Source organism: Polymorphum gilvum SL003B-26A1 (assembly GCF_000192745.1).
In the GTDB taxonomy this organism is placed as follows: Bacteria; Pseudomonadota; Alphaproteobacteria; order Rhizobiales; family Stappiaceae; genus Polymorphum; species Polymorphum gilvum.
In genome coordinates this window covers 1,012,930-1,030,572 of sequence record NC_015259.1, presented here as the reverse complement: position 1 = coordinate 1,030,572, position 17,643 = coordinate 1,012,930, and the positions used below count along the sequence as shown (strand labels likewise).

Here is a 17,643-nt window from a genome sequence, read left to right as displayed (position 1 = left end):
TTCCTGGCTGATCTTTTCGGCCGAAACCGGAGCGGCCGGGGAGGATTGCGTCATGACTTGGTCCTTCCGCTCAGGTGTGGCGGATGCGCGGGTTGATCAGCCCGTACAACACGTCGACGATCAGGTTGACCAGCATGATGATGCCGGCGATCAGGAGCAGCCCGCCCTGCACGACGAAGTAGTCGCGCCGCGAGATGCTGTCGACCAGCCACTTGCCGATGCCCGGCCAGGAGAAGATCGTCTCGGTCAGGATCGCTCCGGCGAGCAGCACGCCGATCTGCAGCCCGATGGTGGTGATGACCGGAATGAGCGCGTTGCGCAGCGCATGCAGGCCGATCACCCGGGCGGGCGGCAGTCCCTTCGCTCGCGCCGTGCGCACATAGTCTTCGCCCAGCACCTCCAGCATCGCCGAACGGGTCTGGCGCGCGATGACGGCGAGCGGAATGGTGGCCAGCACGACCGACGGCAGGATCAGGTGGCGGACCGCCGACACGAAGGCGCCCTTCTCGCCCGACAGCAGGCTGTCGATCAGCATGAAGCCTGTCACCTGCGGGAAGAAGTACATCAGCGAGATGCGACCGGAGACCGGCGTCCACTGCAGGATGCCGGAGAACAGGATGATCAGCAGCAGGCCCCACCAGAAGATCGGCATTGAATAGCCGACCAGCGCGGTGCCCATGATCGCCTGGTCGGCGACCGAGCCGCGCTTGACCGCAGCGAAGATGCCGGCGGGGATGCCGAGCGCGACGGCGATCACGATGGCACAGAGCGAGAGTTCGACCGTCGCCGGGAACAGTGTCAGGAACTCGGTCAGGACCGGCTTCTTGGAGGCGAAGGACGTGCCGAGATCGCCCTGGAAGACGTTGAGCAGATAGTCGAGATACTGCTGCCACAGGGGCTTGTCGAAGCCCATCTGCTTCATCAGTTGGGCCTTGCGCTCGGGGTCCATGCCGCGCTCGCCGGCGAGCAGGTCGAGCGGATCGCCAGGCAGCAGGCGGATGAAGCTGAAGGCGACCAGGGTCACGCCGAGAAAGGTCGGGATCAGCAGGCCGAGGCGGCCGAGAAGGAAACGTATCATGGTCGGGTCCGGATCGGGCGGACCGGCGGCGGCCGCGATCAGCGGCGCGGGACGCCAGCCCGACAAGCGCGGACGCCGGCGGAGAACCACCGGCGCCGCCGAGCGTACGGGGCCTTATTCGGCGATGTCGACGCCGTCGAACCGGTGGCCGCCGAGCGGGTCCATGACGTAGCCCGAGACCTTGGCCGACATCGGCATGAACACGACGGAATGGGCGATGGTCGCCCACGGCGCCTGCTCCTTGAACACGACCTGCGCCTGCTCGTAGAGCTTGGTGCGTTCCGCCTTGTCGGAGACGGTCTTCGCCTTCTGGATCAGGGCGTCGAAATCCTCGTTGCACCACTGGGCCCGGTTGGCGCCGCCGACGGCATCGCACCCGAGCAGAACAGCGAGGAAGTTGTCCGGATCGCCGTTGTCGCCGGTCCAGCCGAGCAGCACCGCGCCGTCGCGGTTCACGTCCTTGGAGCGGTTGAGGTATTCACCCCACTCGTAGGACACGATCTCGACCTTGACGCCGACCTTGTCGAAGTCGGACTGGATGACCTCTGCCATGCGGCGGGCGTTCGGGTTGTACGGACGCTGCACCGGCATCGCCCACACCTTCATGGAAAGATCCTTGACGCCAGCCTCCTCGAGCATCTTCTTCGCCGCTTCGGGATCGTAGGGATCATCCTGGATGGCGTCGTTGTAGGACCACATGGTCGGCGGGATCGGGTTCTTCGCTGCCTCGCCGGAGCCCTGGAACACGGCGTCGAGGATCGCCTGCTTGTTGATCGCCATGTTCAGCGCCTTGCGGACGTCCGCCCTGTCAAACGGCGCCTGCTTGGTGTTGTAGGCGAGATAGCCGACGTTGAGACCCTGCTGCTCCAGCATCTGAAGGGTCGAATCGGCCTTGATGTCGGCGATGTCGGCCGGCGCCGGATACGGCATCACATGGCACTCGCCGGCCTTGAGCTTCTGCAGGCGCACGGCCGCGTCCGGCGTTATGGCGAAAACGAGGTTGTCGATCGCCTGCTTGCCGCCCCAGTAGTCGGCGAAGGCCTGGTAGCGGATCACCGCATCCTTCTGATAGCCGACGAAGGCGAACGGACCGGTGCCGACCGGCTGCTGGTTCAGCAGTTCCTTGGTGCCGGCCTTTTCAAGCTGCGCGGCGTATTCGGCCGAGAACACAGACGCGAAGTCCATGGCGAGGTTGGCCAGCATCGGCGCTTCGGGGCGCGACAGCACGAACTTCACGGTGTGGTCGTCGACCTTGACGATCTCCTTGATCAGGTCCGGCATGGACATGCCGTTGAAATATTCCCAGGCCGTCCCGGCGGTGTATTCGTGCCACGGATGGTCCTTCTTGAGCTGGCGCTCGAAGGAGAAGATCACGTCGTCGGCGTTGAACTCGCGCGTCGGGGTGAAGAAGCCCGTGGTATGGACCTTGACGCCCTTGCGCAGGTTGAACGTGTACTCCAGGCCATCGTCGGACACGCTCCAGCTTTCGGCCAGGCCCGGGACGACTTCGGTGGTGCCGCGCTTGAACTCGACCAGACGGTTGTAGACCGGCTTGGACGAAGCGTCGAAGGTCGTGCCGGAGGTGTAGAGCGCCGGGTCGAAGCCTTCCGGCGACCCTTCCGAGCAATAGACGAGGGTCTTGGCCGAAGCGCCCGAAGCCGCGATGACGGTCATGCTGACGCCAAGCAGCGCCGCCTTCAGCGATTTGCGGATAATCATCAAACTATTCTCCCCTTGATGACATGAACGGATATCGCGACGTCGAACGCGTGCGCGTGTCTGCAATCCGCCCTGGCGCGCAATTAGGCGCCTTTTCACACCGAAATCAACCGGCGCCACATTTCTAAATTAACGTCGAAAACGAAATTTTTTTACTGGGTCAGCAGCTCTGACATAAGCGAAATTCCGAAATGAACCTGCCTCTCAGAACAACGTTCCGTTACGTCTGTCTGTTTTTGATCATCCGGTCAAATTATTGAAATTGCAACACGTTTCAGGCCGATCTCAACAGCCTGCCGGGCTGACGCGGTTGCCCGCGCCGCCCGCAGGACCGACCGCGGCAACATCCATCCCTTGCCGCACCGCACCATCGCGCGCAGGAGCGGTTTCTCCCGGATCGGCCCGAAAAGGGAAAATTTCTTGCGCCCGACGGGCGGCTCGCCGAGGCGGGACGCCCGGCTATGCGCTGCCCGGAGCCCCGGCAGAGCCGGCCGGAGCATCCGCATCCCCCGCATCCTCGCCCGCCGGTGCCTGGCCGTCGCGGCCCCTGCCCGCGGCCGGATGCGGTCTGCCTTCGTGATAGGTGACCTGCGGGAACGGGATCTCGATGCCCCGCTCGTCGAAGACGTCCTTGATGAACTCGTTGTAGGCCCGTCCGGTCGCCCACTGGGAACCCGGAAAGGTCTTGATGCGCGCGCGCAGATCGACGGACGAGGCTCCGAAGTTGACCACGCCGTGCATCTCCAGGTCGCCGATGATGGAGGCGCCGGCCGGACTCGCCTTGAGCCGGTCGAAGGCCTCCTGCATCGCAGCCTTCGCCTGCCTGATGTCCGTGTCGTAGGACACGCCGACCAGCGCGACATGGTAGGAGAAATCGCGCATGAAGTTCGACACCATGTCGACCGAGGAGAACGGCACGATGTGGGTGGTGCCGTCGAGGTCGCGAATGCGCACGGAGCGCACGGTCAGCCGCTCGACGACGCCGGTCACGCCGCCCACGGTGACGACGTCGCCTTCGTTGATGGCGTTCTCGATCTGGATGAAGGCGCCGGTGATGATGTCCTTGACCAGCGTCTGGGCGCCGAAGGAGACCGCCAGGCCGAGCACGCCCGCACCGGCGATCAGCGGCCCGATGTCGACGCCGAGTTCCGACAACGACAGCAGCGCCGCCATGATGATGACGACGACCGTGAAGGCATTGCGAAACAGCTGGAACAGCGTCCGCTCTCGGGACGAGATGATGTAGCCGGAGCGCTCGCGTAGGCGCAGGTCAACCCACGACATCACCGTCAGCCAGATCGCGAACGCGACCAGGACGGTGATTCCGGCCGACGCGAAGCGACCGAGGAAGGCCGACCCAACCTCGCTGCGCACCAAACTCGAGAAATCCAGGACCGACCAGATGTCGGCGAGGATGAATATGGTGCCGAGGAACACGATCATCCGCATGATCTTCAGCAGGCGCGGCACGAAGGCGTTGAGGCGGCCTTCGAGCGCCGGCAGGGTCTGCCTCAGGTCGGCCGGAACCCGGATGCCGCCGTCGATCGCTCGCGTCATCACCAGCGAGAGCAGGAAGCCCGCCATGATGGTCAGGATCGACAGGCTGGTCGAGCGCATCAGCAGGCCGACGGCCTCGAACGGCCGGGTGATCCAGATACCGAACACCGTGAGGATGTAGGCAACCGCCAGAACGGCCCATGTCCGTCCGAGGATCGTCAGAGCGTGTCGGGCCAGTTCGCTGTCCAGGGTGGCGGCGTAGCGGATCGTCTCGTCGCGGACCTTGACGCGGTTGATCAGAATGATGGCGATGGACAGCGCTGCGGCGGCGAATACGATCACCACCCGCAGGGCGTTGCCGACGACGAAGGAGATCGTGAGATTCGCCATCGGCACCGCCAGCATGACGCCATAGCCGAGCAGCGCGATCACGAAACCGATGCGCGACGACCAGTACTTCGCCGATGGCGTGCTGAACGGCAGCAGGCGCAGTTTCTCCCGCCGCGGCGCAAACACGAAGCGGACGGCCACCCGGGCGAGCGCGGTGGCGACGAAGGCGTTGAGCGTCAGGTTCTCGAACAGCGAGATGCCGGGCAACAGGGGGCCGAACTCGGCGAGCGCGGCAACCGTTCCGCCGATGAAGCCGAGGCCGATGGTAACGACGTCGACCAGGGTCCCCAGCACCAGCACGCCCGCCTTCCACAGCCAGCCCCGGCGCTCCGCCTTTTGCTCCAGAGCGTCGAAGAACCGGATCGCGACCATCTGGGCAGCGAGATAGACCACCATCGCGCAACCGAACACGGCGATCAGTTCCACCAGCGTCTGCTGGACCCGATCCCATTTGACCGTGACGTCGCCCTTGACCAACAGGGTGAAGCCCTTGAGCGAGGACGTCAGCCGGGCGGTGACGTCGGCAACGTCCGCGATCAGGCCACGGGTGTAGTCGCCTATCCACAGGGCGAAGGTTTCCCGCGCGGCGGTCTCGGCGACCGATGTCCCAGCGGTCGGCGCAACCGCCGGCGCGGCGGCTGGCCGGTCGGCGCCTGCACCTGCATTCAGACCCTGCAGAAGACCGATCAGGGCGGCCCGCCCCGCGGGATCCTGGAGCAGCCGCACCAGGGCGTCTCGCGCCGCCGCAGTGTCCTCGGATGCGGTACTGCCGTCCTGTCCGGGCAGTTCGGACGCCGCCGGCACGGGCTCCTCCGCCACCTCGGTGCTTCCCCCTGTCGGCGCCGTGTCCTGGGCCAGGACGGGCACGGCAAGCAGCAGGACGAGAAGGAAGGAGGCGAACGGGCGAAGCAGGGTGGGCATGCGGACGGATCCAGACGGTCGGCTGTGTGATCGTTCTGTGAAATAGCAGAGATAGGCCGGTTTGGCACATGTGCCCAGCCCACCACGGTTCGTTTGTGGGCGAACGCCCTACCGGCAGCAAGGCCACGGGAGGGAAGCGAAGGAAAAGGCGAGCCTGCCCGCAAGGAGAACACCAGCGTCGCGGTCCGGTTCCGCACTGTCCGCCGCGCGACGGGCCAAGCCGGCCCGATGGTCCGGTTAATGGCAGTTCACCATGTTCCCTAACGCTATCCTAACCTAGGCAGTTCTAACATCGGCGGTGGCCTGAGGTAGGGAACATGCTGGACAGTCTCATCGATCTTGCGCGACAGTCGTCGACCGACGCTCGGGGCGCCTTGATGCAGAGCATCGCCGACGTGTTCCTGAAGGGCGTTGGCAAGCATTCCGAGGCCGAATTGAGGCTGTTCGGCGACATCCTCCTACGCCTGCTCCAGTGCACCAGCGTCGAGCACCGCGCCGCCCTGTCGCGTCGCATCGCGCCGTGCAAGGACATGCCCTCCGCCGTCGCCCTGCAACTGGCCGGCGACGTCATCGCCGTGGCACGGCCTGTGCTTGAGAAATCCCAGGCCCTTGGCGAAGAGCAGCTGCTTGAACTGGCCCGCCGTCTCGACGAGAGTCACCTCGCTGTCCTCGCCCGCCGGGAGGATCTCACGCCGCCGGTTTCGGATACCCTGGTCCGGCGCGGCCGCACCACGGTGTGGCGGACGATCGCCGGCAACCGCAAGATCCAACTGTCCGAGGGCGCCATGCGCAACCTCGCCCGCCAGGCGGTCAAGGATGCCGTCCTGCGCGAGGACATCACCACACGGCGGGACCTGACCCCGGCGATCTGCGCCTGGTTGATCCCGCACGTCAACCCGAGGACTAGAGCGCGCCTCGAGGCCGTCGCCTCAGGACGCATCTCGGGAGAGGAACTCGACGCCATCGCAGCACGCAAGGCCCTGCGCCGCCGGCTAGGGCCGAGCCTCGACACCTCCGACGCCACCAAGCTGTGGCAGTTCGTGCAGGCGGAGGAGACTACCCTCGACGAACTCATGCTGGTGCTGCTGGAGGACAACCGGCTGCTGCATGCCGCCGACCTGCTGGCCAGCGCCACGCGCACGCAGAAAGCCCATGTCCGCAACGCGGTGTTCGGCGGCGATTCGGACAAGATCGTCGGCTTCGCCCGCAACGTCGGCCTCAAGCCGGAGACCTTCGCGGCGCTGGTTCGGGCCCGCTGCAAGAATCTGCGCATCCCGGAATCGCAGGCCGACAGCCTGATCGAGAAATACGAGGCGCTGACGCCCGGGCGCGGGACGCGCCGAACGGACCCCGTCTTCGCCCGCCGCCGACCGGCCGCACCGCGCCTATCCGCCTAGTCCCGCCGGCACAGCATCGCGGCAAGGGCGGTCGTCAGGGTCGCCGCAGCATAGAACCACAACCCGGGCAAAACGCTCGCCTTGGCCAGACCGCTGGTCTTGGCCGCGAACAGCACCAGCGCGACCAGCATCACGTCCATCATCGACCATTTGCTGACCGCGCCGAGCAGGGCGAGCGAGCGCGCCTTGCCGCCGGTCAGAGCCGCGACGTGGATCAGGCATAGCTTGACCGCGGGAAGGCCGACGGAGAACAGCGCGACGGCAACCGCGATGACATGGTCGCCCTTGGTCCATAGTCCCTCGACCATCTCCAGCAGCGACGGCCGGTCCTCGAGAAAATACAGCCGCTCCATGCGGATCATCGGCTGCGTGATCCCGAGCGCGAAGCAGAAGGTCGCGACGGGCAGCAGCAGGGCGGTGGCGAGGCGCAGGATCACGGGCAGGCGGCAGCCAGACGAGTGGAGGCCGCGTGCCGCAGGGCGCCCGGCCGGAAGGACGACACCGCACTATCGGCCAGAACGGGTCGGATTGCCAGAGCCCGGCAAGGCTCCGGATCAGGCGCCCTTCGGGCGTCAAGGGTCGGATCAGATGGTCTTGAAGACGATCGGGATCGATCCGCGCAGCCGGCCGACAGGCCGGGCCGCGCATCGGGCTGCGGTCAGCGCGCGCGCATCCGGCCGGCGACCTCGTCGAGTTGGTCCTGCTCCGCCTGGTCGAGGCTGTCGCGCTCGCGCTGCTGATCGCGTTCCTCGAGCTGCTCGAACTTCTTCAGTTCCTCGATGGCTTCGCTCAGGTCGTCGCGGGCGCGTTCGAGCTGCTCGTTCAGCTCGAGGGCAGAATTCCGAAGGTTGTCGCGCCGCGTCGCCGCAGCCTTGGCATAGGTCGGATAGGCGAAGTGAGTCACGTCGGTGATGCCGACGCGCTCCTGCTCGGAGCGGATCTGGTCGTCGAGTTCGTCCGCCATGCGGTTGAACTCGGCGATCATGGCTTCGATCTGCGTCACCTGGCGCCGCTTCTCGTCAACCTGGAAACGCTTCAGGCGAATGAGGCTGTCTCGGGACTTCATTACTCGTTACTCCCCTAACGCTCCCAGATTACGCCGGAGTCATTTCCAAAAGGTTGGCGAGCCGCAAATACCCCTCTTCCAGCGCCGTCGCCTCGTCCTTGGTCTGGCTCAAAAAGCCTTCCAGCGCGTCGTGGCGGGCGATCGCCTCGTCGACGACCGGATCCGAACCGCGCCGGTAGGCACCGAGCCGGATCAGTTCCTCCATGTCCGAGAAGGTCGCCATCAACTGGCGTGCCTTGCGCAGCACCGGCACGAGCGGTTCGGGCACGCAGCGCGGCATGGTGCGCGAGACCGACTTGAGCACGTTGATGGCCGGATAGCGACCGCGCTCGGCGATCGAGCGCTCCATCACCACATGGCCGTCGAGGATGCCGCGCACGGCGTCGGCGACCGGCTCGTTATGGTTGTCGCCCTCCACCAGAACCGTGAACAGGCCGGTGATCGAGCCAGAGCCGACCCGGCCCGGCCCGGCGCGCTCGAGCAGGCGCGGCAGTTCGGTGAATACCGTCGGCGTGTAGCCCTTCGAGGTCGGCGGTTCGCCGATCGACAGTCCGATCTCGCGCTGCGCCATGGCAAAGCGCGTCACCGAATCCATCATGCACAGGACCTTGGCGCCCTCGTCGCGGAAGTGCTCCGCCACGGTCATCGCCAGATAGGCCGCCTGGCGGCGCATCAGCACGCTCTCGTCGGACGTCGCCACCACGACGACGGAGCGGGCGAGGCCCGCCTCGCCCAGATCGTCCTCGATGAACTCCTGCACCTCGCGGCCGCGCTCGCCGATCAGCCCGATGACGGCAACGTCGCAGTCGGTGTTGCGCGCCAGCATCGACATGAGAACGGACTTGCCGACGCCCGAGCCGGCGAAGATGCCCATGCGCTGGCCCTCGCAGCAGGTCACGAAGGTGTTGAGCGCGCGCACGCCGAGATCGAGCGGCGGCCCGACCCGCGCCCGCTCGGAAGCCGGCGGCGGCGCCGAGCGCAGGCGCCGCGGCGTCTCTCCGCCCGGCAGCGCGCCCTTGCCGTCGATCGGCTCGCCCATCGCGTTGATCACCCGGCCGAGCCAGGCATTGGCGGGATGCACGACGCTCTCGCGCGCGGCGATCACCGCCTTGCAGCCCATGCGCACGCCTTCAAGCCCTGCAAACGGCATGCACAGCGCGTGCCCGTCGCGAAATCCGACCACCTCGGCCGAGACCGGCGTGACGCCGTCGCCGATGTCGATGGTCAGGCGCGAGCCGACGCTCATCTCGTGAATGGGCCCCGCGATCTCGACCAGAAGCCCCTGGACGGCCACGACGCGGCCGTAGATCTGGGTCGGCAGAAGCGATTCGATTTCCGCAAAGAGCGCTTTCAAGCGACATCTCCTCAATTCAGCCGCCCGATGGTAACCGATCGTTTACGTCTCTGCTTAATGTTAATGAACGAAGCGTTGAGAGGCGAAAGCCATTTCAGGGCCGACGGCTTGGTGAAAACGAGTCCGTGGGGATCGGCTGTGCCGGTTTCTTAAAGTGAAACATGAAGTGGTTGGATCTCACGTTTTTTTAGAGATCTCAGCCTCTTGACCGGTTTTTCACAGATTCGTTTTCATGGCGCTTGCTGCTACGAATCAGAATTTGTTAACCATTGGACATTAGCTTTGAGTCGGGGTTAACAGCAGTCCTTCGTAGCCGGCGCCGACAAAGCCGTTGCGACTTGCCCAGGATAGGCAGCACAAGGGGATTGGCATGCGTGTGTTGTTGATTGAGGACGATAGCGCCACCGCGCAGAGCATCGAGCTGATGCTCAAGTCCGAGAATTTCAACGTCTACACGACGGATCTTGGCGAGGAAGGAATCGACCTCGGCAAACTCTACGACTACGATATCATCATGCTGGATCTGAACCTCCCGGACATGTCCGGTTACGAGGTTCTGCGCACATTGCGCGTGTCCAAGGTGAAGACGCCGATCCTGATCCTCTCCGGCCTCGCCGGCATCGAGGACAAGGTGCGCGGCCTCGGCTTCGGCGCCGACGACTACATGACCAAGCCGTTCCACAAGGACGAACTGGTCGCCCGCATCCACGCCATCGTGCGCCGTTCCAAGGGCCATGCCCAGTCGGTGATCGTCACCGGCGACCTGCGGGTCAACCTGGACACCAAGACCGTCGAGGTCGGCGGCCAGCGCGTGCACCTGACCGGCAAGGAGTACCAGATGTTGGAGCTGCTTTCGCTCCGCAAGGGCACGACGCTCACCAAGGAAATGTTCCTGAACCACCTCTACGGCGGCATGGACGAGCCGGAACTGAAGATCATCGACGTCTTCATCTGCAAGCTGCGCAAGAAGCTGGCCGCCGCCACCTCGGGCAAGAACTACATCGAGACCGTCTGGGGTCGCGGCTACGTGCTGCGCGAGCCGGACATGGAAGCCGCTGCCTGACCGGCGCTGACCGTCCCTGAGGTCGACCGATATGTCCCCCGCCGGCTCACCGGCGGGGTTTTTGCTTGGTCGGCTGCGACGGCCGCGGGCAAGGGTGCCCCGGCGGGACGTCCCCTGCCCCGGAGTCGCAGGTCACAGGCTCAGTTGATAGCTCGCCGGAACGTAGCGGAAGCCGTCGCCTTTCGTCTCGACGAAACCGAGCGCCGGGAACGGCATGTGATAGCCGACGAACGGAATCCGGTCGGCCGCGATCATGCCGAAGACGTTCCGGCGTGCCGCGGCGGCGGCTTCCTTGTCCATGTCGAAGCGCACCTCCCAGTCCGGATAGGCCAGAGACCAAACGTAGTGGTTGGCAGTGTCGGCCGTCACCAGGAGCCGCTGGCCGTCCGATTCCAGATGGAAGACCATGTGACCTGGAGTATGACCGAAGGCCTCCATCGCAGTCACCCCCGACGCTACCGAACCGCCGTCGGAGACGAACGTCATCTTGTCGGCGAACGGCTTCACATTTGCGGCGAACAGCTTTGCCGCGCCGTTCGCTTCCGGATCCTGGGCGGCCCAGAAATCGTATTCCTTCTGTCCGGCGACATACCGGGCATTGGGGAAGGCCGGCGCGCCGCCCTCCAGCAGGCCGCCGATGTGGTCCGGGTGCATGTGGGTCAGCACCACGACATCGATCTGTTCCGGCGAGTAGCCGGCGCTTGCGAGCGCGGCGCGCATGTTGCCGCGCCCCGGCCGTCCGCCCTCGCCGACGCCTGTATCGAACAGGATCAGTTCGCTGCCGGTGTTCACCACGCTCGGCGTGAAGAACATCTTCATCCTGTCGATCGGCAGATGGTTTTCGGCCGATGCCGCACCGAACGCCTCGACGGAGGCGTTCATGCCGAAGGTCTTCTGCGGCTCGTCGGCGGTCACCGCGCCGTCCAGCAGTGTCGTCACTTCGAAGCCACCCAGCGTGAAGCGGGCGACGGGCGAGAACATCGGTCCCTTTATGTCCGCGGCGGCAAATGCCGGCAGGGCTCCGGATCCGGCCATCGATCCGGCCAGCACGGCGCCGCCGGCGCCCAGCAGCGCCGCACGGCGCGAGAGTTGGACTTCAAACCCTGACATGGTCTTCTCCCCATTTCGCTCTGACAGATCTGGCGCCGGCGCATGCCGGCTCAGGCCTAATCTGGGGCACGGCGAGGCATCCTCCAGCAAAAACGGGTGCTGAATTCGGATAGCGGTTCACGATTTCTTGAGTGGCGGAGAACCGATGCCGGTCTTTGCAACGCAAAGACCGGCCGGGATCGAATGATCCCGACCGGCCGTGGAGCGAAATTTCGCGTCCGGAACGCCCTAGACGCCAGTCAATCCACCGGCGACGGCGTACCGGGGCACTGCCCGCGCCGCAGGCTGCTTGGGTTGGTACAGACCGCGCTGCCCCGGCACGGGCTGGAACGCGTCGGTCAGGCCGACCACGGTTTCCGCCGCCCCGAGCACCAGAAAGCCGTCCTCGGGCATCAGCTTGGCGATCCGCTGCAGGATGTCGATCTTGGTCTGCTGATCGAAATAGATCAGCACGTTGCGGCAGAACACGATGTCGAACTCGCCGAGATGGCTGAAGTTCTCCAGCAGGTTCAGCTTGCGCCACTCGATCATCGCGCGCAGGTCCGGATTGATCTGCCACAGGTCGCCCTGCTGCGTGAAATATTTCAACAGCATCTGGATCGGCAGCCCGCGCTGGACCTCGAACTGGCTGTAGATGCCGGCCTTGGCCTTTTCCAGCACTTCCGTCGACAGGTCGGTGCCCAGGATGCGCACCCGCCATCCGGCGACCTTCGCGCCCGCTTCCCTCAGGCAGATGCCCAGCGAATAGGGCTCCTGCCCCGTCGATGCGGCGGCGCACCAGATCTTGAAGCTGCGGGTCTTGGATCGCTTATCCAGCATGGCCGGCAGCATCGTGTTGGTGAAATGCTCGAACGGCGTCTTGTCCCGGAAGAAGAACGATTCGTTGGTCGTCATCGCTTCCACGACGTTGCTGGCCAGCGCGGCATTGCCGCCGCGCTGCAGCGCGGACACCAGCGCACTCAGCGTGTCGATGCCGGTCTTTCGGGCCACCGGCACGAGGCGGCTTTCGACGAGATACTGCTTGTCGTCGGACAGCACCAGGCCGGAGCGCTCCTTCAGGAACCTCTTGAGGAACTCGTACTCGCTCGGCGTCATCGGACCATCCCTTTCAAAACGCGGACGATCTTGGGTCCGATTTCCGCGAGCGGCAGCACGTCGCTGCACATGCCCGTGTTGGCGGCCGCGCCCGGCATGCCCCACACGACGCTCGAGGCTTCGTCCTGGGTGATGACGCTGCCGCCGCCGGCGGCGATCGTCTTGACGCCGTTGGCTCCGTCATGGCCCATGCCGGTCAGGATCAGGCCGAGGGTCGCCGACCCGTAGACCTTGGCCACGCTGTCGAACAACGGGTCGACGGCCGGCTTGCAGAAGTTGACGGGCGGGTCGTCGGTCAGACGCACCTTCACCGCTCCGGCATCCTTCTCCAGGATCATGTGCTTGCCGCCCGGCGCGACGTAGATGTGTCCGGGCATGAGGGTGTCGCCGGTCTCCGCTTCCTTGGACGGGCGTAGCGCCGCCTTGCCGAGATGCTCGGCCAGGATCGCTGTGAACGTCGGCGGCATGTGCTGAGTCACGACCACCGGGATCTCGCCGATCGATGTGCCGATGTCGCGCATGACCTGCTGCAACGCCTGCGGACCGCCGGTCGAACTGCCGATCGCCAGGATCCGCGGCCGCGCCGAGGAATAGGGCCGCAGCTTGAGCGCGCCCTTGGCCGCCGGTTCCGGCGCTGCGGCGCGGGCGGTCATCGCGGATGGCGCGGCGCGGGCCGCGAGCGCGCCGACGGGCGCCAGGGAGGCCGTGCGGCCGGCGTTCGTCTCGGCCCGCATCACGCGACCACGACCGCGCAGCCTGCGGGCGCGCTCGCCGAGGGCCTTGACCTTGTCGATCAGTTCGCGCCGGAAGTCGACCGATGTGGTCACTTCCGAAGTGGTTTCCGGTTTGGGGACATAGTCGGCGGCGCCCAGCGACAGCGCCTTGAGGCTGATCTCGGCGTTGCGACGGGTCAGGGTCGACGCCATCACGACGACCAGGTCGCGCTTCTTGGCGAGCATCAGCGGCAGCGCCGTCAGGCCGTCCATCTCCGGCATCTCGATGTCGAGGACGACCACGTCCGGATCGCTGCGCAGGATGTCGTCGACCGCCAGCTTGCCGTTTCGGTGCGAGGCCACCACGGCGAGGGCGGGATCGGCGTCCAGCCACCGGCCGAGCAATCCGCGAATGACTACCGCGTCATCGACGACCATGACCCGGATGGGATCGGTGTTCGGGGTTGAGCCCGTTGTATAGTTCGTTTGAGCGAAGGCCATGGCACAATCCAACTGTACGGCTCAGATCAGGCCGACTTCCTGAAACTTGGCTTCGACGATCTCGCGATCGAAGGGTTTCATGATGTATTCGTTGGCCCCCGCACGGATGGCGCGCGCGATATGCGCGACATCGTTCTCGGTCGTGCAGAACACGACGATCGGCTTCTCCCCGCCGGCTTCGCGGCGCAAGCTGGTCAGGAATTCGAGCCCGTCCATGACGGGCATGTTCCAGTCGAGCAAAATGGCATCCGGCATGCTCTTGCGGCAGGCGTCCAGGGCCTGCTGCCCGTCCTCCGCTTCGGTGATCTGGAACTGCATGTCTTCCAGGATCCGTCGGGCGACCTTCCGGATCACGCTGGAATCATCGACGACAAGACACTGTTTCATCTGCCCGTTCTCCACATTGGCCACCGTTCTTTGGAGCGGCTGCCTCAGGCTGCCATCGGTTCGTTCATCATTGCGCCCAGCAGGCGCTCGACATCGAGGATCACCATCAGTTGACCGTCGAGCCGATGCACGCCGCCGGAGATTTCCGCCCAGCGCTTGTCGAGGTTGGTCGGGTTGGGCTCGGCGCCCTTGGCCGGCAGGTTCAGGACCTCGCCGACGGTGTCGATCACCAGGCCGTAGGATTCGTGCTTGTACTCGATGCCGACCGCCATCATCTGGCCATCCTCTCGCGGCGGCAGGTGCAGGCGCCGGCGCATGTCGATCGCCGTCACGATCCGGCCGCGCAGGTTCAGCACGCCGGCGACTTCCGGTGCCGACAGCGGCACGCGGGTGACGCTTTCCGGCACGAAGACGTCGTGCACCTGGGAGATGGGCAGCCCGAACAGCTGCCCGCCGATCACCACGGTGACGTACTGAATCGTGTCGCCGCCGGTAGCGACGTTGTGTTCGAGCCCGTTCATGCGGCTACTCCCATTTCACCCGAGAACACGTCCTTGAGGGCAGCGATCAGGCCCGGACGGTCGAATTTCGCCACGTAGTCGTCGAAGCCGGCCTGGCGGCCGCGTTCGATCGATGCCGGCGTGACCATGGCCGACAGGGCCAGGATCGGCATCTTGCGGAAGCGCGGGTCGCGGCGCAGGGCCTCGCAGAATTCGAAGCCGTTGACGCGCGGCATCTCGATGTCGCTGACGATCGCCTGGAACTCGGCGCCGTTTTCCAGCAGTTCGAAGGCTTCGTCCGGTCCGCTGCAGGTGGTCACGTCGTAGCCCGCCGCCTTCAGCACCGGCGTCAGCATGTTGCGGAAGAACGGCGAGTCGTCGACGAACAGCACCTTCTTGGTCAGCGAGCGGATGTCCATCTCCTTGCGCATGAACCAGTCTTCGAAGGCCTGCGGCAGGTAGTAGCCGAGGTCGATGATCTCGGTCGCGCGCTCCTTGATGACCGCCGAGCCGAGGATGCCCGGCCGTTCGGAGCCGACCTCGATCTGCAGCCGGTCCTCGACGATGTCGACGATCTCGTCGACGACGAGGCCCATGGAGCGGCCCGAGTCGGAGAACACCAGCATCGGCTGGGTGCCCTCGGTCTTGTGGTGATCGCCTTCGTTGACATAGACCAGCGGCATCAGCGCGCCGCGGTACTGCACTAGGTCGCGGCCGTTGGAGCGTTCGATCTTGGAGACCTCGAACTCCTCCAGGCGGGTGACCAGCGACAGCGGCACCGCCTTGGGCTCCGGCGCACCGGCGCGGAACAGCAGCAGCGAGATCGTCGACTGTCCGTCCATGGCCTTGCGGCGCGAATCCTCGGCCTCTTCCTCGACCTGCTCTGCGACCGCGCTGGACGCATGGCTGGCCATGGCCGAGGCGATGCCGTTCGGGTCGATGATCATGATCACCGACCCGTCGCCGAGAATGGTGTTGCCCGAGAACATGACCAGGTTGCGCAGCATGGTCGACATCGGCTTGACGACGATTTCCTCCGTATGGAACACACCGTCGACGACCACGCCGAAGGTCTGGCTGCCGACCTGCATGACCACGATGAAGCCGTTATCCTCGTCGATGGCGTTCTTGTCGTTGTCGCCCTCGTAGATCCCGAGCAACTGCGACAGGTGCAGCAGCGGCAGCAGCTTGTTGCGCAGGCGCAGGACCGGGGTGTCCTTGATCCGCTCGATGCGGTGTTCGGAATTGGTCTGGACGCGCACCAGTTCGACGACCGACAACTGCGGGATGGCGAAGCGGTCGCCGCTCGCTTCCACGATCAGCGTCGACACGATGGCCAGCGTCAGCGGGATCTTGATGATGAAGCTCGAGCCCTTGCCCGGCGTCGAGCGCAGGTCGACGGTGCCGCCGATCAGTTCGATGTTGTTGCGCACCACATCCATGCCGACGCCGCGGCCGGACACGCTGGTGACGGAGGCGGCGGTGGAGAACCCGGCAGCAAAGATGAAGCGATGGATCTGTGCATCGGTCATCTTCTCGAGTTCGGCTTCCGTCGCCAGACCGCGCTCGATCGCCTTGGTTTTGATCTTGTCGACGTCGAGGCCCTTGCCGTCGTCCTTCACCTCGATGATGATGTGGCCGCCCTCATGATAGGCGGCAAGGGTGATCGTTCCCTTCTCCGGCTTGCCCTTGGCGCGACGCTCGGCCGGCATCTCCAGGCCGTGGTCGGCGGAGTTGCGGACCATGTGGGTCAGCGGGTCCTTGATCATCTCCAGAACCTGGCGGTCAAGTTCCGTCTCGGCGCCGATCATGTCGAGTTCGATCGGCTTCTCCAATTCCTGGCTAAGGTCGCGCACGATGCGCGGCAGCTTCTGCCAGGCGTTGCCGATCGGCTGCATGCGCGTCTTCATGACGCCTTCCTGCAACTCCGCCGTCACGTTGGACAGGCGTTGCAGCGGCACCTTGAACTCGCTGTCCTCGTGCCGGCGGACGATCTCGAGCAACTGGTTGCGGGTGAGCACCAGTTCCGAAACCATCGTCATCAGGTGTTCGAGGGTCTCGACCGCGACCCGGATGCTCTGGTTTGACACCGATGACCCGCCGGACTTCTTGTCCTTGGCCGGAGCGGCGTCGTCATCCTGGACGGCGTCGGCGGTCGCCGTCTTGCCGGCGGGACGCGCCGGGGCCTTGGCAGTTGCCTGCGCTTTGGCGGCTTCCGCCGCCTGCGCGGTGGCTTCGATGTCCACCTCGACCGAGGTCTCGCGGAAGGCACGCTCCAGTTCGTCGAGCGACACCTCGCCCGGGCGCAGCGGGCGCTCCAGTTCCTGATAGAGTACGCTCGCATCGGCGGCCGGTTCCGGCTCCGGCTCCGGCTCGGGCGCGGCTGCCGCGGCGTCGGCGCTCGTCGACATGCGCTCGAGTTCGGAGATCAGATCGCTGTCGTCGCCCTGCGGCTCCTCGCCCTCGGCGGCCTCGAGTTCGGCCAGGATTTCCTTGATCCGGTCGATCGAGCTGAGGATCAGCGACACGGCCTCGGGCGTCACCGGCACGCCATCGCGGAACTTGCCCATCAGGGTCTCCGCTGCGTGAGCGATTCCTTCGAGTCGCGGCAGGCCCAGGAACCCGCAGGTGCCTTTGATCGTGTGCACCAGGCGGAAAATGTTATCGAGAATTGTCGCGTTGTTCGGTTCTTGCTCGAACTTCACGAGTTCAACGTCGACAACATCGAGACTTTCGCTGGTCTCGGTCAGAAATTCCCTGAGGAGGTCGTCCATGGCCTGCACTCACCCGACTTGTTACTGGTTCCGCGTCCCGAGAGACGGCTGGACCGGGATGTCCATGCGAGCGAGGTT

14 protein-coding genes are annotated in these 17,643 nt (G+C 65.3%); 2 read left to right on the top strand and 12 right to left on the bottom strand.

The window, feature by feature from the left end:
- Positions 1–70: 70 nt before the first annotated feature.
- From SL003B_RS04860 to SL003B_RS04850, 3 genes are all read right to left on the bottom strand, one after another.
- Entirely contained in the window at positions 71–1,078 is a 1,008-nt protein-coding gene (locus SL003B_RS04860; protein WP_041375847.1) for an ABC transporter permease subunit, read from the bottom strand.
- A 114-nt stretch (positions 1,079–1,192) separates the two neighbouring features.
- Entirely contained in the window at positions 1,193–2,797 is a 1,605-nt protein-coding gene (locus SL003B_RS04855; RefSeq protein WP_013651707.1) for an ABC transporter substrate-binding protein, read from the bottom strand.
- 459 nt (positions 2,798–3,256) lie between these two features.
- The gene (locus SL003B_RS04850; protein WP_013651706.1) at positions 3,257–5,605 is read right to left on the bottom strand and encodes a mechanosensitive ion channel domain-containing protein; all 2,349 of its coding nucleotides are present in this window, start codon (positions 5,603–5,605) and stop codon (positions 3,257–3,259) included.
- 317 nt (positions 5,606–5,922) lie between these two features.
- Here SL003B_RS04850 and SL003B_RS04845 point away from each other — a divergent pair, with 317 nt between their 5' ends.
- Positions 5,923–7,002, top strand: a complete 1,080-nt coding sequence (locus tag SL003B_RS04845; RefSeq protein WP_013651705.1) for a DUF2336 domain-containing protein — start codon at positions 5,923–5,925, stop codon at positions 7,000–7,002.
- On the opposite strand, the gene SL003B_RS04840 is transcribed toward SL003B_RS04845, so the two are convergent.
- From SL003B_RS04840 to fliI, 3 genes are all read right to left on the bottom strand, one after another.
- Positions 6,999–7,439 carry a paraquat-inducible protein A gene (locus SL003B_RS04840; RefSeq protein ID WP_013651704.1) on the bottom strand — a complete coding sequence of 147 codons (441 nt, stop codon included), beginning with the start codon at positions 7,437–7,439 and terminating at the stop codon, positions 6,999–7,001. The two genes, SL003B_RS04845 and SL003B_RS04840, sit on opposite strands and share 4 nt — an antisense overlap.
- Positions 7,440–7,660: 221 nt before the next feature.
- Positions 7,661–8,068 (bottom strand): flagellar export protein FliJ, encoded by a 408-nt coding sequence (fliJ, locus tag SL003B_RS04835; RefSeq protein ID WP_013651703.1) that lies wholly within the window; start codon positions 8,066–8,068, stop codon positions 7,661–7,663.
- A gap of 28 nt (positions 8,069–8,096) precedes the next feature.
- Complete coding sequence (gene fliI, locus SL003B_RS04830) at positions 8,097–9,422, bottom strand: flagellar protein export ATPase FliI (RefSeq protein ID WP_013651702.1); 1,326 nt, start codon at positions 9,420–9,422, stop codon at positions 8,097–8,099.
- Between the two features lie 370 nt (positions 9,423–9,792).
- Between fliI and ctrA the strand changes: the two genes are divergently transcribed.
- A complete protein-coding gene (gene ctrA / locus SL003B_RS04825; RefSeq protein WP_041375382.1) occupies positions 9,793–10,485 on the top strand; it encodes a response regulator transcription factor CtrA in 693 nt (230 codons plus the stop codon).
- A gap of 132 nt (positions 10,486–10,617) precedes the next feature.
- Here the strand turns inward: ctrA and SL003B_RS04820 are convergent, their stop codons facing one another.
- From SL003B_RS04820 to SL003B_RS04795, 6 genes are all read right to left on the bottom strand, one after another.
- The gene (locus tag SL003B_RS04820; RefSeq protein ID WP_013651700.1) at positions 10,618–11,595 is read right to left on the bottom strand and encodes an MBL fold metallo-hydrolase; all 978 of its coding nucleotides are present in this window, start codon (positions 11,593–11,595) and stop codon (positions 10,618–10,620) included.
- A gap of 228 nt (positions 11,596–11,823) precedes the next feature.
- Positions 11,824–12,690 carry a CheR family methyltransferase gene (locus SL003B_RS04815; protein ID WP_013651699.1) on the bottom strand — a complete coding sequence of 289 codons (867 nt, stop codon included), beginning with the start codon at positions 12,688–12,690 and terminating at the stop codon, positions 11,824–11,826.
- Positions 12,687–13,904 (bottom strand): protein-glutamate methylesterase/protein-glutamine glutaminase, encoded by a 1,218-nt coding sequence (locus SL003B_RS04810; RefSeq protein WP_041375381.1) that lies wholly within the window; start codon positions 13,902–13,904, stop codon positions 12,687–12,689. Before SL003B_RS04810 ends, SL003B_RS04815 begins: the two co-directional genes overlap by 4 nt.
- 21 nt (positions 13,905–13,925) lie before the next feature.
- Complete coding sequence (locus tag SL003B_RS04805) at positions 13,926–14,315, bottom strand: response regulator (RefSeq protein ID WP_277914617.1); 390 nt, start codon at positions 14,313–14,315, stop codon at positions 13,926–13,928.
- Positions 14,316–14,335: 20 nt separating this feature from the next.
- Positions 14,336–14,812: a chemotaxis protein CheW gene (locus SL003B_RS04800; protein ID WP_013651696.1), complete on the bottom strand. Its 477-nt coding sequence runs from the start codon at positions 14,810–14,812 to the stop codon at positions 14,336–14,338.
- The gene (locus SL003B_RS04795; RefSeq protein WP_013651695.1) at positions 14,809–17,565 is read right to left on the bottom strand and encodes a hybrid sensor histidine kinase/response regulator; all 2,757 of its coding nucleotides are present in this window, start codon (positions 17,563–17,565) and stop codon (positions 14,809–14,811) included. Before SL003B_RS04795 ends, SL003B_RS04800 begins: the two co-directional genes overlap by 4 nt.
- Between the last annotated feature and the right edge of the window lie 78 nt (positions 17,566–17,643).

Excerpts from the sequence above, each read along its gene's own strand:
- SL003B_RS04860 (WP_041375847.1), bottom strand. The coding sequence starts at position 1,078 with ATGATACGTTTCCTTCTCGGCCGCCTCGGCCTGCTGATCCCGACCTTT.
- SL003B_RS04855 (WP_013651707.1), bottom strand. The coding sequence starts at position 2,797 with ATGATTATCCGCAAATCGCTGAAGGCGGCGCTGCTTGGCGTCAGCATG.
- SL003B_RS04850 (WP_013651706.1), bottom strand. The coding sequence starts at position 5,605 with ATGCCCACCCTGCTTCGCCCGTTCGCCTCCTTCCTTCTCGTCCTGCTG.
- SL003B_RS04845 (WP_013651705.1), top strand. The coding sequence starts at position 5,923 with ATGCTGGACAGTCTCATCGATCTTGCGCGACAGTCGTCGACCGACGCT.
- fliJ (WP_013651703.1), bottom strand. The coding sequence starts at position 8,068 with ATGAAGTCCCGAGACAGCCTCATTCGCCTGAAGCGTTTCCAGGTTGAC.
- ctrA (WP_041375382.1), top strand. The coding sequence starts at position 9,793 with ATGCGTGTGTTGTTGATTGAGGACGATAGCGCCACCGCGCAGAGCATC.
- SL003B_RS04820 (WP_013651700.1), bottom strand. The coding sequence starts at position 11,595 with ATGTCAGGGTTTGAAGTCCAACTCTCGCGCCGTGCGGCGCTGCTGGGC.
- SL003B_RS04815 (WP_013651699.1), bottom strand. The coding sequence starts at position 12,690 with ATGACGCCGAGCGAGTACGAGTTCCTCAAGAGGTTCCTGAAGGAGCGC.
- SL003B_RS04810 (WP_041375381.1), bottom strand. The coding sequence starts at position 13,904 with ATGGCCTTCGCTCAAACGAACTATACAACGGGCTCAACCCCGAACACC.
- SL003B_RS04800 (WP_013651696.1), bottom strand. The coding sequence starts at position 14,812 with ATGAACGGGCTCGAACACAACGTCGCTACCGGCGGCGACACGATTCAG.
- SL003B_RS04795 (WP_013651695.1), bottom strand. The coding sequence starts at position 17,565 with ATGGACGACCTCCTCAGGGAATTTCTGACCGAGACCAGCGAAAGTCTC.